The organism is uncultured Parabacteroides sp., assembly GCF_902493135.1.
In the GTDB taxonomy this organism is placed as follows: domain Bacteria; phylum Bacteroidota; class Bacteroidia; order Bacteroidales; family Tannerellaceae; genus Parabacteroides.
In genome coordinates, this window is record NZ_CABUOD010000022.1 from 22,540 (window position 1) to 37,509 (window position 14,970).

Consider the following 14,970-nt stretch of genomic DNA (forward strand, 5'->3'; position numbering starts at 1 on the left):
TAAAAAGTTCAATCCGAACTTTTACTTTTCATGTTTTTAACATGGTACCATAAAAAGAGCCAAGCAGTTACCGCGGCAACAAAATCAGAGAAGGGAGCGGCATACCAGACCCCGTCCAGCCCCCAAAAGCGGGAGAACAGCAACATCGCCGGTATCAGGAACAAGACTTGACGGCTTAGACTCAGAAACATGGCCTTCCAGGCAATCCCGATACTCTGGAAAAACTGGCTGATCGAGATCTGCGAACCTACGACCACAAACACCAGCAAGCTGATCCGCAAACCGTTTGCCGTGACATCCAACAGAGCCGGATCGTTCGTAAAGGCACGGGCGATGAGTTTCGGAAACGCCACGCTGAAGAAGCAACCGATCCCCATGATAATGGTCGCGGTTATGATGACCAGGCGCAACGTTTCCTGGACGCGTCCGTATTTCTTTGCCCCGAAGTTGAAACCGACAATCGGCTGCATTCCCTGCGCGATCCCGATAATCAGCATCACCAAAAGCATCCCGACACTGGTGATAATGCCGTTTGCCCCCAATGCCAAGTCTCCCCCGTGTTGTTTGAGCGCATAGTTCTGGATCACCACCACCAAACTTCCCGCCAACTGCATCGCAAAAGGCGAAACGCCGATCGTCAGAATGTTCCAGACCACATGCTTTTCCAACTTGAACGTTCCCCTGCGGAAACGGACAATACTGTCTTTCCGGACAAAATGATTCATCACGAAAAGAGTACAGAGCAGCATCGAGATGATCGTCGCGATGGCAGCCCCTTTAATTCCCATATCCAGCCAGAAAATAAAAACGGGATCGAGCATCACATTCGCTACCGCCCCGATCAGCATCGTGTACATCGCCTTCTTCGGATAACCCGAAGCACGCATGACGGCATTGAAACCAAAGCTGAGCGAAGTCAGGATCGTCCCCGGGACTACGATATCCAGATAGTCCTTCGCATAGGGAATAGTCTGTTCACTTCCTCCGAAAGCGAGCAGCAGGTCCTCCATCCAGATCATGCAGGGGATTACCGTAACGAGCGTTATGATGAACGTCAGGGTCAATGCATTTCCCAACACTTTCTCCGCCATCTCATTCGCCTTTCGTCCCAAATGAATGGAAACACGAGTCGCCGCCCCCGCCCCGACAAGCATACCGAACGCCTGGAGGAACAGCAGGATAGGGAACGTCAGCGTCAGTCCGGCCATCGCCAGCGGACCGACTCCCTGACCGATAAAGATACGGTCGACAATATTATAGAGAGCATTCACCATTGTACCGATCACAGCCGGTATCGCATAATGTACTAATAGGCGGCCGATCTTTTCATGCTCCAGCCGCCACGTTATTTCGTTTGCCATATTCTTTTTCTTCTATACATAAAACGCGTTTCCTTACTTAGAAACTCTTGTTCCCTAATAGGGAAACTCTCGTTCCCCCGGCAAGAAACGACAGTTCCCTGCAAGGGAAACTGCAGTTTCCTACGGGAGGAAACTGTAATATATTATATATCAACACATTCTAATACGCCGATAAAAGACACGAGTTCCGCCACTGTCCGGAGCTTTTCCTGCCTTCCATCGGGGAAAACCGCTATCAGTTCATGCGGGCTCTTGCAAGTGATATTCAACTGCCCTTCCTTTACGGGCGAAGGGCGGTAGCCATTGCGGACCAGGGCATTCCCGACCCAATAAGAAGTCAGGAAGTCGCCTTCCACACCGATGGGCGACGTGGGGGCTTCCGCATTCAGCTTTCCGGTTGCCGGATCGAACACGATTCCTTCCTTGCCGAAAAAAGATTCGAAAGCTCCGCTCATGATCAAGTCTTCGGGAGTCCCGCCAACCATCGGGCGCCCTTTCTCCTGCAGCCAGAGGCAATCCCCCATTTGGATAGCCAAGTCCAGGTCGTGGGTGGAAAGCAGAATCGCTTTCTCTTGCTCGACTGCCAGACGATGCAGCAAAACCATTGTTTCGATACGGCTGGTCACATCCAAGAAGGCGGTCGGTTCGTCCAGCAGGATGATCGGGCACTGTTGGGCGAGCGCTTTGGCAATCATAGCCTTCTGCCGTTCACCGTCGCTCAGTTCCGAAACGTAGTTACTGGCTTTATGAGCGATTCCGGCAGCTTCGAGCGACTGTTCGACGACAAGGCGATCCTGTTTCTTCAGCTGTCCGAAAAAGCCGGTATAAGGATGCCTGCCCAACGCAACCAACTCATAGACGGTGATTCCGCCTGCATTCGTTTTTTCCGTCAGTACAACACCGACAGTCAGGGAAAAGTTCGCCTGCGAATAACCGGAGAGCGGTTTCCCCATCAAACGTATTTCCCCACCGAGCGGAGGCTGGAAACCGCAAAGCGTACGGAGGAGCGTCGACTTGCCGGCGCCGTTCAGTCCCAACAAGCAGGTCACCTCGCCCGAAACGAGTTGCAGGTTCAAATCGTCATGGACCACTTTCCGCCTACCGCCTTTCAGCAGGTAACCGATGGAGAGCCCTTTTGTTTCTATTGCAGCAATTTTTGTCATAGATCGATCAATCAAAGTATTGGATGTTCTTCCGGTTCACGATCACATAAATGATGACAGGCGCACCGAGCATCGGGGTCACGGCATTCAGCGGTAAGATGTTATGCGTGCCCGGCAGCACCATCAGCAGATTACACAGCAAGGCGATGCAAGAACCGGTCAGCAACGTAACGGGAACCAGCATCTTATGGTTGGACGAGCCCAACATCAAACGCGCGACATGCGGAACCGCCAGCCCGATAAAGGAGATCGGACCGCAAAAGGCAGTCGTAGTCGCAGTAAGCAACCCCGTGCACAGGAGGATCAACATGCGTGTCCGCCTGATCCTGATTCCTAAATTGGCGGCATACATTTCTCCTAAGAGCAATGCGTTCAGCGGCTTGATCAAAAGAATGGCCAACAGCAATCCCGTACAAGCAAAACCGGCAAAATAGGGCAGCTGTTGCAAGGAAACCCCGGAGAAGTTCCCCAATCCCCACATCACGAATGCATGCACCTTGTCGGTCGACGCATAATAATTCAGAACCGAGATCAACGATGAAGCGAGATAACCGATCATAATACCGATAATCAGCAACATGACGTTGTTCTTCACCTTCGCCGAGAAATAAATGATCAATCCCAAAATGCAGGCCGCGCCACCGAAAGCAGCCATGATCACCGCCAGATAGCCGCTGATCGGCAAATCGGCCACCATACTCAGCGAACCACCGAAATAGAGCATGACCGCGGCGACTCCCAAATTGGCCCCGTCACTGATTCCCAAGATAGAAGGACCGGCAAGCGGATTCCTGAACAGCGTCTGTAGCAACAGTCCGCTGACCGCCAGCGAAGCGCCTGCCAGCAATGCCGTCACCGCCTGGGGAAAACGGCTCTGCAACACGATATTCTGCCATGCAAGCCGCTCTGTCCCTTCTCCCAACAATATGTTCACCACACTTTCGACCGGTATCGAGACGGCACCATACACCAGCCCGCCGGCAAACAGCAGCAACAGGAGAACAAACAAAAGCGGATAAAAAATAAAGGCTTGCTTTTTCATGCCTGCAAAGATAATGCTTTTTTAGTTGTCTGATCCAAGACTTTTGACTACCTTGCAAACCTATTTAAAAACCAAAAGATTATGACATACTTTGAACTCAGAAAGCAAAATCTGATCGAACGTCTGAACGAAATATCGGATGAGAGCCTGCTTGACGATATTGAACAATTGCTCAATGAACGGGAAAAACAGTCCAATCCAAACGATGTTCTCTACTTTTCTCCCGAACTGAAAGAGAGAATAGATAGAGCTATGGAGCAAATGCGCAATGGAGAAGTACATACAGAAGAAGAAATGGAAAAATATTTCGACAAATGGCTAACCACAGACTAAATATCGTTTGGACAGAAAATGCACGCTTAGAAATCAAAGACATTTTTAAGTTTTATAATCAGCGTAACGGAAATAAACATTACAGCAAAAAGTTAAAGGAGGACTTCAAAGAAGCAGCCGGACAAGCGGCCCTCTTTCCTCTTTCCGGCCATGCTACGGAATATCCGCATATACGTTATTTTGTAGTCGTTCCCAACTATTCGCTTTTCTATCATTTCAACGACGAGACCATCACTGTTCTTGTATTATGGGATAACCGCCGCGAACCATCGCGCCTGGCCTACACACTTCGTAATTGCTCTCCGCAATACCTGAACGAACCGGCAGTGCCTTACGGCAAACCTTGAATCAACCGTCGGAACAGGAAGTCACCCTGTCATACACGAATAAGGCAAAAGCCGCTCCGACGCCAATCGCCATCAGGACCATCCAGATTTGCGAAGGATGATAAGCGTTCCACAGGAAATCGGTCAATTCGCGCGGACTCATGCCGGACTGCCTGGCGACCTCATCGAAATAAGCATTATTCGACAACCCTTCCGGGATCAAAAGGCCTTTTCCCGCCACATATTCACGGACAATCATTACCTTGTCCGACATATGCTGGTAGACCGATCCTGAGATAATACCCGCCAAAACATTTCCTAAAAAGACAGGGATAAAGGAATATCCCATGTACAAAGCCTTCTTGTCAGCCGGAGCGATCCGCCCGATATATTCCGTGATCTTGGGCGATCCCGCCATTTCACCTAAAGAGAAGACCAGAATGGCGACCATCGTAAACAACACATTCTGGAAGGCAAGCGTCAGCGACATTCCGACCGCACAGACCAGAAAGCCGGACATCATGGAGCGTAAAGGCTTCATCTTCATGACAACACTCGAAACCAGCACCTGGAACAAAATGATGTAAAGCGCATCTATATTCGTCACAAACTCCGGGTCCATAACACCGGGAGCCGGACTGTAGTTATGGCTGATAAAAGGAAAATGAACCTGAAAGAAATCATACAAGACACTCGTATCGACCCATTGTGAAATGAACACCGGCAAGGTAAAAAACAGCTGGTTATACATCGTCCAGAAACCGGCCACAATCAGAAGGAAAATGATGAACCTCACGTCTTTCAAGATACTGCCCATATTCCGGAATATGCCGGCTAACGTCTCGGACAAACGTTCCGTGCTCTTTTCATCCTCCATGCGCCCCGGCTCCTTATAGAACAACAACAGGATAAAATTCAACGAAATAATCCCGGCCGACACATAAAAGATCAAAGACGACGTCCCTTTAAAAAGCAAAGTGACAAGAGGTCCGAAGAAAGCCCCGATATTCACCATCATATAAAAGATGCCGAAACCGATGGAGGCTGTCGCATCCGTTGTCGTCTTGGCAACCGTAGCCGATATGATCGGTTTGAACAACGCCGCTCCCACCGCCAGATACAAGTACATAAGGAAAACGCCCGTAAAAGTGGAGAAACGAGGTAATAACAGGAAAGCCGACACATAGATCAGAAAAGCGAGGAACAGCACCTTCCGGTATCCGTACCGGTCGGCGATCGCGCCGGTCAAGACCGGAAGGAAGTAGAGAATCCCTGTCCCGACTCCCATCAGCCAGCCTTTCTGTTCCTGGGTAAACTCCAGACCTCCGGCATCGGACGAACCGGTCAGGTAGTTCGCAAACAGCATAAAGAAGCCATACCAGGCCCATCTCTCGAACAATTCTATTACATTGGCCACCCAAAACGTACGGGGAAACTTTCCAAAAACACTCATAATCGTATCTGTTTATATCATATTGTCATCAAAACATCCGTAAAGATAAAAACATTTTCACAAAATCGTTCTAACAACGGAATAAATACCGCCTAAATACGAACACAGGGCAGAACATTTAGTACAACATCCTTTAACGGTTAGAAAAATTTCTTTACCTTAGCCCCTCGAACAAACAACTGACAATGTCATATACTATGAGAAGAATCATCTTATCATTCATAATGCTCTTAGGATTCTGTTCCGGCTTATATCCGATCTATTTCAAACATATAGGCATGCAGGAAGGCCTGTCGCAGCTTTCCGTCATGGCCATCTACCAGGATAATTTAGGAAGAATGTGGTTCGGGACGGAAGAAGGCATCAGCATCTACGACGGAGTACAGACCACGGTGTACAAACCGTCCGAATATCACCGCCAGAATGCCAACCCGATAGGCAACCAGACACACTTCATTGCCGGCGACAAGGACGGGAATGTATTCTTCGACTCCGACAATTCCCTGATCCGCTATGACATCCGGACACAGAAATTCTCCTGCCTGAAGGAATCGAACGTATATACCGTCGCTTCCATCAAAGGAACGATATGGGTGGGAATAGCCGACTCCGTATTCACCTGGAACCCGGATCGGAACGAATTCGATTTCGTCACGAAACTGGAAAGCCGGGATCAACGCGCCACCTGTTTGCTGGAAGATTCCGGCGGCCGGTACTGGATCGGCACGACAGACGGACTCTTCAAAATGAATGACGACAAATCACTCACCTGCATGATCATGGGCGAAGACATTTACGACCTGTATGAAGACTCCAAATATAATCTCTGGATATCCATCCGCATGAACGGCATGTACAAGAGGGACGTGCACGGCAATTTCACCCGCTACCGCTACGATCCCTCCAATCCCAACAACATATCGAGCAACCAGGTCCGGGATTTCGTGGAAGACAACTTCGGGAACATCTGGTTCGGGACCTTCACCGGGCTGAACAAATACAATCCGATCAGCGACCGGTTCGAAGTTTATGCCCGCAACCCTTTGCCCGGCAGCATGGCCCATTCATCCGTATTCCCCGTTTACAAAGACAGGCAAGGCACGATCTGGCTGGGGACTTATTACGGCGGCGTCAATTATTTCAACCCGGAGACAGATATTTTCACGGTCTATGCAGCCAACAACACCCGGAGCGATTGCCTGAATTATCCTTTCGTCGGCAAGATGGTGGAAGACAAGGACAATAACATCTGGATCTGTACCGAAGGCGGCGGACTGAACTTCTTCGACCGGAAAACAAAGAAGTTCACCTACTTCATGGCCGACGAGAACCGCAACTCCATCGCCCATAACAACCTGAAGGCAATAGCCTACAGCCCGGAACGCAACAAACTGTATATCGGGACACATACCGGGGGACTGTCCATCTATGACATCAAAAACAAACGGTTCAAGAACCCCTATTTCGAAGATCCGTCCTACGCCGTAATAGCCGGCGACCGGATCAACCAGATGAGAATCTATAATAACGAATTGATTTGCACCGGACCGAAAGGCATCTTCAAAATGAATTTGGATACGGAAAAAGTATCTCCGTTATTCAAAAGTGGCAAGTACTACGGGAACACCTGCTTCCTCATCGACTCGAAAGGATACATGTGGCAGGCCTACGGCAAAGGAGTCTGGAAAATCAACCTCGAAAACGAAGAAGACAAGGTGCAATTCCGTTCCGGTGAAAACGGGTTGGGTACATTTCCCATATCCCAAATAATCGAAGACAAGGAGGGACGGATCTTCCTCGGCACCCGTGGCTCCGGCCTGTTCTACTATGACGAGAAAAACAAACGATTTATCGGATATACGACCGAAAACAGCTTTATCGCCAGCGACTATTGCTATGAACTGACGTTGTCGACACTGAACCAATTGGTGATAACAGGCGATAAAGGCATTACCTTCTTCGATCCGGACCAAAACCTGTTCAAGGTCGTGGAGTTAAGCACGGCCTTGCCTCTCTCCGGCATAAACATCGGTTGCGGAATCCTAACCTGCAAAAACGGGGAAATATTCGTCGGCGGCAGCAATGGCATGGCGACTTTCTTCGAACAGCAGTTGTTCAACTCTTCCAAAGATTACCAACTGTATTTTTCGGACTTGTTTATCAACAACGAACAGGTTCTTCCCGGTGACCCCAGCAAAGTATTGACCACCGCACTTCCCTATACCCAGAAAATAGAGCTGGCCTATAACCAGAATAACCTGATTTTCACCTTTACATCGAACAACTATGTCAATACGCTGAAAAAAGCATCTTATGAATACATGTTGGAAGGGTTCGACAAGAAATGGATTCCCAGCAAGGATAACAATATCTTCTATACGAACTTGAACCCCGGGAAATACACGCTTATCGTCCGGGAAATACAATACGACCCGAATCTGGAACACCCCCGTACCATCAAGATGGACATCCATATCCATTCTCCCTGGTATGCCTCCAAATTGGCTTATTCCCTCTACTTCGTATTGATCATCAGCATACTGTACAGCATTTACCGTTTCAAGAAATCGCAATACATGTTGCAAACTTCACTGGAAATGGAACGGAAGGAAAAAGAGGCGATCGAAGAGTTGAACCAGGCAAAGCTGCAGTTCTTCTCCAACATCTCACATGAGTTCAGGACGCCGTTGACGCTGATTATCTCCCAGATAGAAATCTTATTGCAAAGCAGTTCATTGTCTCCTTCCGTATACAACAAACTGCTGAAAGTGTATAAAAACACCTATCATATGCGGAACCTGATCAGCGAGTTGCTCGATTTCCGTAAACTGGAACAAGGACACATGAAGCTGAAAGTGTACGAGCAAGACATCGTCCCGTTCCTGAAAGAGATTTACCTGTCTTTTTATGAATATGCGTCCAGCCGTTCCATCACTTATAACTTCACGGCTCCGCAGGAGAATGTTTCGTGCTGCTTCGATCCGAAGCAAATGCAAAAGGTATTCTATAACCTGCTTTCCAATGCTTTCAAGTACACCAAGCCGAACGCGACCATTGAAATGATTTTGGAGAACAAGGAGGATGAAGTTACCATTAAAGTAATCGACAACGGTATCGGCATCAGCAAGGAGGATATAGATAAGATATTCGACCGCTTCTATCAGGCAGAAAACGGCCTCTCGAACATCGCCAAGACTCCCAGCACAGGGATCGGGCTTTCATTGACCAAAAACATAATCGAGTTGCATCACGGAACGATACAAGTGGAAAGTACGCCGGGCTACGGCAGTATTTTCATTGTCCGCCTCCGGAAAGGCTGCACGCATTTTACCGAAGAAGAACTGGCACGGGAGCAGCAGGAAAAGCAGACGGAAAGCCTGATCCCCGACACGGTCGCCTTTACCGATCATTTGGAGGAGTTTTCCGATACGGAACAAAAAGAGATACTGATCGAAGGAGACGATTCACCCCGTACGATCCTGTTGGTCGAAGACAACGAAGAATTGCTCCAGATACTGAGTTCCCTGTTCTCGCCGATCTACCGCGTCCTGCTGGCACGAAACGGCAAAGAGGGATTGGAAAAGGCACGCGAGGAACGGCCGGATATCATCGTGAGCGATGTCATGATGCCGGAAATGTCCGGTACGGAAATGTGCCTGAAGATCAAAAACGATTTTGACGTATGCCACATTCCGGTCGTCCTGCTTACGGCACTCACTTCCGCCGAGCAAAACATCGAAGGGTTGCAGCGGGGTGCCGACGATTATATCAATAAACCGTTCAATGCAAAGGTACTGGTGGCACGCTGCAATAACCTGGTCCGCAACCGTATCATCCTGCAAAAGAAGTTCAGCCGGCAGAAAGATTTCGATGCACAATCGCTGGCAAGCAACCCGATCGACCAGAAATTCCTGGATACAGTCAACTCGATCATCGAAAAGAACCTGGATAATATCGACTTCGACATGAATATGATGGCCCGTGAACTGGGACTCAGCCGGAGTTCCTTATATGCAAAATTCAAAGCGCTGACAGGCATGACTCCGAACGACTTCGTCCTCAGTTGCAAACTGAAACGAGCCGCAACCATGTTGACAAATAACCCGGATTTGCAGATTGCCGACATTTCCGACCAGTTAGGCTTCGGTTCTCCACGTTATTTCACCCGCTGCTTCAAGGCGCAGTTCGAAATTACGCCGGCCGAATACAGAAAGAAGGCCGAGAAAGAGAGAGAAGAAGAGAAAAAATAAGCTGTCGTACACAAACAAAAGGGCATTTTCTTATAGAAATGACGAATTGTGCATACACGACAGCATATTTGATTATATAAGACTACCGTCGTTAGAGTACGAAAAGACATTTTGTCAGTAATTCATACATTCGTACGGAGACGACGCTCATTTAAATACCTGAGTCATCGGGCGACCGATCCAAACCTGCGGCTGTTTCAGTCCGAAAATATAAGCAATCGTGGAAGCACAGTCGAATTGCATCATGCTTTCCTCGAATTCATAGCCTTTCTTGATTCCCTTGCCGGAGATGATAAAAGGAGTTTCCATTTCTTCCATGGTCTTGCCGCCATGTCCTTTTTTGATACCGCCATGATCGGCCGTGACGATAAAGATCGTTTCATCCAGCATACCTGCATCCTTAACCGCCTGAATGATCTGGCCGACATAGCCATCGAGTTCTTTCAGCTTCTCATAATAAGCAGGCGTGTCATGCCCTTCTGCGTGTCCGACATGGTCCGGTTCGTCGAAAACGATATTCACCAAAGTAGGACGTGCGCTCTTGATATATTCGACCGCACATTTGGCAGTGGCCTGATTCTGAGGCTTTTCCGTAATATTTTTATCATAGCACAAAGCCAACGTATCGCATACGTACCGGATTCCCGCCCATTCGCAGATACAACCGATTTCAGCTTTCGGATCAGACTCGCGAAGCAAACTGAATACGGTCGGGAAAATGCCATCTTTATTCAACACGCGGGAAGGAAGTTCCGGCGTCTGAGACCCCCATTCCGTATAGCCGTGAAGCTCCGGTCCGGCGCCCATGTACATGGATGCCCAGTTCACGGCACTGGAAGATGGAAGGACAGAGCGTTTTTTCAACGTATAAGATCCTTCAGCCATCAGCTTCTTCACATTCGGCATCTCGGCCTTCTCCACGCTATAAGCGCCCCAGCCGTCCAGACCGATCAAAACTACATGTTTGGCTTTCCACTTGGCAGCCATCGAGGCATCGGCAAACAACATCAGAAATGCCAACGCAAAAATCAATTTTCCTATTTTCATACTATTCTAATTAAGTATATCAATCCTTCCTATAATATCGTACCCAGTCCACCTTCATTTCAACCGGCAAATCCAGCGAATCCACTCCACCGACCCATACACCGCCAAGTTGCATATCGATCAATAAATAGTAAGGCCTATCGAACGGGAACTGCCCTTCCTTATCGGTCTCGATACGCGGATAAGCAAAGTTACGAATATTATTTATAAAAAATACAAGGCTGTCCGGGTACATCTCGACTGCATACACGTTATAATTATCCGGATCGATCGGAGCCGTACTGCCCTGGGGAGGATCTTTTTTAAGATTCAGATGGTGGGTGTAGTTGGAATGGACCGTCTGATAGGCGATGCTGTCATAACTCAGCCGTTCCATTATATCGATCTCCCCACCGGAAGGCCAGGGATATTTTTCTTCTTCAAACGGTTTCAGCCAGATAGCCGGCCACGCTCCGGTAGCTCCCTCCAATTTCGCTTTTATCTCAAGTCTCCCGCCGTGGAAAGGACGTTTGAATTTGGTATATACGCCGCCAGTGATATAAGTTGCGGTATCCGAAGAGCGGTCGGGGTTGACCAAACCGCGTAAAATCAGATTACCGTCCGCCATACCATAACAGGCCTCGTTGTCGGACATATATTTTGCCCAGTCCGGATGCCAGCGCGGTATTTTCGACCAGGTTGCCGTGTCCGGCCCTCCCGCTTGGTTGAAATCATCTTCCCAAACCAGCTTCCACCCGTCCGTCTTGGGTGCACAAGAGATAAAAAAGAAAAATGATAAGAAAAATAGATGTTTAAGCATAGTATCAGAAAATTTCTTTCTCAATATCCCGTTTACGTTTCAGTGCCTCCAGATAGTAGTAATCGGCATAGTTCAACGGCACGTCTATTTCCGAATTATGAGGGATGCTGCCTACGGAATGCATCAGCAGGAAGTTCCCGTTCGTACCCAATGCAGCCCGGTAAGCCGGAGAAGCAAGAGCAACCATGATGCTGTCGGCATACGTTTTATAGCCGGCTGCATCCGGTACATCCATCGTGCTGATCTCATAAAGGGCGGAAGCGATACAGGAAGCCGTCGAAACGTCACGTGGTTCGTTCGGGATGTTCGGAGCTGACATATCCCAGTAAGGAACCAGATCTTCCGGCATATTCTTCAGGTTCTTCATCATATTGAAAGTTTTCAAGGCCTGATCCAGATATTTACGATCTTTGGTTTCACGATAACAGACCGTATAGCCATAAATAGCCCATGCCTGTCCACGGCTCCAGATAGATTCGTCTGCATATCCCTGAGCCGTCTGGCGATGGCGCACTTTACCGTCCTTGATACTGTAATCGATCACATGGTAGCAACTTCCATCCGGACGGAAATGTTCCTGCATGGTACGGTCGGCATGTGACACCGCAATCTTATAGAAAGAAGAGTCGCCGGACAAACGGGTTGCTTCGAACATCAACTCCAGGTTCATCATATTGTCGATGATAACCGGGCATTCCCATCCCCGTTCCGATTGCCATCCGCGTTCCACATCCCAGGACTGGATGATCCCGGCCGCCGGACGGAAACGGGTAGACAACGACTTGGCTGCCTGCACCATTACATCCTTATAAGAAGGCGTTCCGGACAGACGTAAGCCATTCCCGAAACTGCAATTCACAATAAATCCGATATCATGATGCCAGGTAAGGTTCTTAGCTTCCTCTATGGCTTCCGTATATTTGGCGGCCAATGGCAGCAACGTGCTATCCCCTGTCAGTTCATACAAATACCAGACCGATCCGGGGAAAAAGCCGCTCCTCCAATCCGCATATCCGCAATAGTAAACGGAACTGTCCGTTTTCAGCGTCACCGGGTTCAGGCATTTTCCACTCGCTTCGATCACACCGATTTCATTCCCTATTTGTGCACGGGCAAAATCGATATTCTCGTCGATAAAACTTTTTTCCTCTGTTTTAGGGGCACCCGCACAAGATAGCAGAAATGCCGAAAAAGCAAATGCAATCAAATTTTTCATCGTGTATCAATTATTTTATTGTTGTTATTGTATAAGAATAAGAACCGGAAAGCGGTCGCTTCCTGGCGTTCAACGATAGGCGGTAGATCTGTTCGCCCCATACGTTCGACAATCGGGGATCGTCCAGCCTTACCGTCTCGATAGCAGGAACAAAGGCCTCCTTATTATACGTCATCCGGGCTTTCTCGCCGTTCACTTCAACGGTCACGACTCCCGGAACAGAAATATCCACTTTCCCCCAAGTGAGGAAATTGATCTGATTCGGTCGATCCGCCTTGTCCAAAGAGAATGAATCTTCTATTTTCAAAGAATTCTTTCCCAACTGGTACGAACGGACCCACTTCTTTACATTCGCTTCTGCCGGATAAGCTGTCGCAATATTTGCAGAGAAATACATGCGCTTCGGATCGAACCGCACATCCGTAGCCTTATATTCCGAACCGAACTGCTCCGGCACACCATTAATCATAGGCAGGTTATGATAATTGCTCTGCATCGTCCAGATAGAATAGCGTTCGGAACTGAATGTCTGGCGGGTATAAGTCCCGACCCCGGCATCGATAAAGACAGGCGTTGTATTTAAGTAAAGGGAGAAGGTTCCTACATCATTATGATTATGGCTTTCATTATTATAGCCACCTTTCGTTGCCACGAAAAAGCCGTTCTTGTTGGTCATATAGCAAAATTCGGTTTCCGGATACCAGGAATAGCCGGGGAACTGAACGGCTGCATCCTCCTTTTCAAACTCATTTTTCACTAAGATCGTTTGCAGGACACGGAAAACATCCGTCCCAAAAGGAGTGCTGCTTTTTACCGATTTGCTTGCCTTTGCTTCTTTGTCAAGATAAGCGGCATAATGCATCATCAAATCGCTACCGACCGCTTTCCCATAACGGTAAATCAGTGAAGCATCCCCGCCACCTCTTGCTGAAGCATCTGCAAAATTGACAACCCATCCGTTACCGACATACGAACGGACAATATATTCTCCCATATTCTGAATCATATGCTGATCGAATATGGATATTTTACCACCGGTCCCGTCATAAAGCATCTGCAAATAATCGTACATCTTTCCGGCAGCATGTCCCCAGTAGGAAGGCCCTTCTTCACAACCTCCGTCACCATGGGTATAGTTGATGAAATGGTCCACAGAAGTCATCGTCCGGTAAACCGCTTTCGCCAATTTATCCCGGTCATTTTCGAGCAGGAAGAAACATTGCAGCACATTGAAGTTACACCACGGGTTCCAGTTATTCACCAATCCGCCGGGTTTCAGGTGGAACGCCATCCACCAGAAATGATCTTCATTCATGTAGGTATCGAGGATACGGACTTGCAATTCATGCCGCAGCCTTTTTGAAATCAAGTGATTTTTCTTGTCGAAAGAAGGTTTCAGGAAATAATAAATCCAAGACAACTGGGAGGCCAGGTTTCCCGAACCCAAGTCGATCACATGTTCTTCATAACTCGGAAAACATCCTCCGATCTTCTGTAATCCCAAATGGGCCGACAACGCCCAACTTGTCATTTCACAGCTGACAAAAACGCCATTGATAATCTGGTCGACAAAGCGTCCCTTTCCTTCGGCCATCTCTGCCATAAACAAACTTCCGAGTGCGGAATTGTTCTGTCCAAACGGGTTCTCCATTATCGTCCGGCTACCGCTCCGTCCATATTCCAGATAATCGGTTGCCTTTACAATCTTCCATTCATAATCCAGGAAACTTTCTCCTTTCCGGATATAATCGTCTTTATAATCGCCAAGGAACTTATCCCAACCGACCCGGTCGGAATAATCAGGATAAGGCACCCACTTCTGCCCCATTATCAACGCGGATTTGACCTTCTCAAAATCGGCCTCCTTCTGCAACAAGTCGCGTTTTTCGTACGCGTGCAAGTGTGCAACTGTCCAAAGCAACAGGCACACGATTGTGATGAATCGTTGTGTTCTCATAGGTATTATTTTTCAATATCACA

11 protein-coding genes are annotated in these 14,970 nt (G+C 48.3%); 3 read left to right on the forward strand and 8 right to left on the reverse strand.

All coding sequences use genetic code 11. The features are described 5' to 3' along the window. Positions 1–8: 8 nt before the first annotated feature. The 3 genes from RDN79_RS11340 to RDN79_RS11350 form a co-directional block, all read right to left on the reverse strand. Positions 9–1,361: an MATE family efflux transporter gene (locus RDN79_RS11340; RefSeq protein ID WP_298549263.1), complete on the reverse strand. Its 1,353-nt coding sequence runs from the start codon at positions 1,359–1,361 to the stop codon at positions 9–11. Between the two features lie 143 nt (positions 1,362–1,504). After that, the gene (locus RDN79_RS11345) at positions 1,505–2,524 is read right to left on the reverse strand and encodes an ABC transporter ATP-binding protein (RefSeq protein WP_298549260.1); all 1,020 of its coding nucleotides are present in this window, start codon (positions 2,522–2,524) and stop codon (positions 1,505–1,507) included. 7 nt (positions 2,525–2,531) lie between these two features. Next, the gene (locus tag RDN79_RS11350; protein WP_298549258.1) at positions 2,532–3,566 is read right to left on the reverse strand and encodes an iron ABC transporter permease; all 1,035 of its coding nucleotides are present in this window, start codon (positions 3,564–3,566) and stop codon (positions 2,532–2,534) included. Positions 3,567–3,647: 81 nt separating this feature from the next. Here RDN79_RS11350 and RDN79_RS11355 point away from each other — a divergent pair, with 81 nt between their 5' ends. Continuing rightward, positions 3,648–3,899: a hypothetical protein gene (locus RDN79_RS11355; RefSeq protein ID WP_298549255.1), complete on the forward strand. Its 252-nt coding sequence runs from the start codon at positions 3,648–3,650 to the stop codon at positions 3,897–3,899. Further along, positions 3,881–4,246, forward strand: coding sequence for a type II toxin-antitoxin system RelE/ParE family toxin (locus tag RDN79_RS11360; RefSeq protein ID WP_298549252.1), 366 nt, complete (start codon positions 3,881–3,883; stop codon positions 4,244–4,246). The genes RDN79_RS11355 and RDN79_RS11360 overlap by 19 nt, the downstream gene beginning before the upstream one ends. A gap of 1 nt (position 4,247) precedes the next feature. Here RDN79_RS11360 and RDN79_RS11365 read toward each other — a convergent pair whose 3' ends face one another. Then, the gene (locus RDN79_RS11365; protein WP_298549249.1) at positions 4,248–5,678 is read right to left on the reverse strand and encodes an MFS transporter; all 1,431 of its coding nucleotides are present in this window, start codon (positions 5,676–5,678) and stop codon (positions 4,248–4,250) included. A 197-nt stretch (positions 5,679–5,875) separates the two neighbouring features. Here RDN79_RS11365 and RDN79_RS11370 point away from each other — a divergent pair, with 197 nt between their 5' ends. Next, positions 5,876–9,928: a two-component regulator propeller domain-containing protein gene (locus RDN79_RS11370; protein ID WP_298549247.1), complete on the forward strand. Its 4,053-nt coding sequence runs from the start codon at positions 5,876–5,878 to the stop codon at positions 9,926–9,928. A 147-nt stretch (positions 9,929–10,075) separates the two neighbouring features. Here RDN79_RS11370 and RDN79_RS11375 read toward each other — a convergent pair whose 3' ends face one another. Genes RDN79_RS11375 through RDN79_RS11390 form a run of 4 tightly spaced genes read right to left on the reverse strand, consistent with a single transcriptional unit; the run spans position 10,076 to position 14,947 of the window. Further along, the gene (locus RDN79_RS11375) at positions 10,076–10,975 is read right to left on the reverse strand and encodes an alkaline phosphatase (RefSeq protein WP_374044511.1); all 900 of its coding nucleotides are present in this window, start codon (positions 10,973–10,975) and stop codon (positions 10,076–10,078) included. A 19-nt stretch (positions 10,976–10,994) separates the two neighbouring features. Beyond that, the gene (locus RDN79_RS11380) at positions 10,995–11,774 is read right to left on the reverse strand and encodes a glycoside hydrolase family 16 protein (RefSeq protein ID WP_298549245.1); all 780 of its coding nucleotides are present in this window, start codon (positions 11,772–11,774) and stop codon (positions 10,995–10,997) included. 4 nt (positions 11,775–11,778) lie between these two features. Continuing rightward, positions 11,779–12,990 (reverse strand): glycoside hydrolase family 88 protein, encoded by a 1,212-nt coding sequence (locus RDN79_RS11385; RefSeq protein ID WP_298549243.1) that lies wholly within the window; start codon positions 12,988–12,990, stop codon positions 11,779–11,781. A 10-nt stretch (positions 12,991–13,000) separates the two neighbouring features. Continuing rightward, positions 13,001–14,947 (reverse strand): heparinase II/III-family protein, encoded by a 1,947-nt coding sequence (locus RDN79_RS11390; RefSeq protein WP_298549240.1) that lies wholly within the window; start codon positions 14,945–14,947, stop codon positions 13,001–13,003. Between the last annotated feature and the right edge of the window lie 23 nt (positions 14,948–14,970).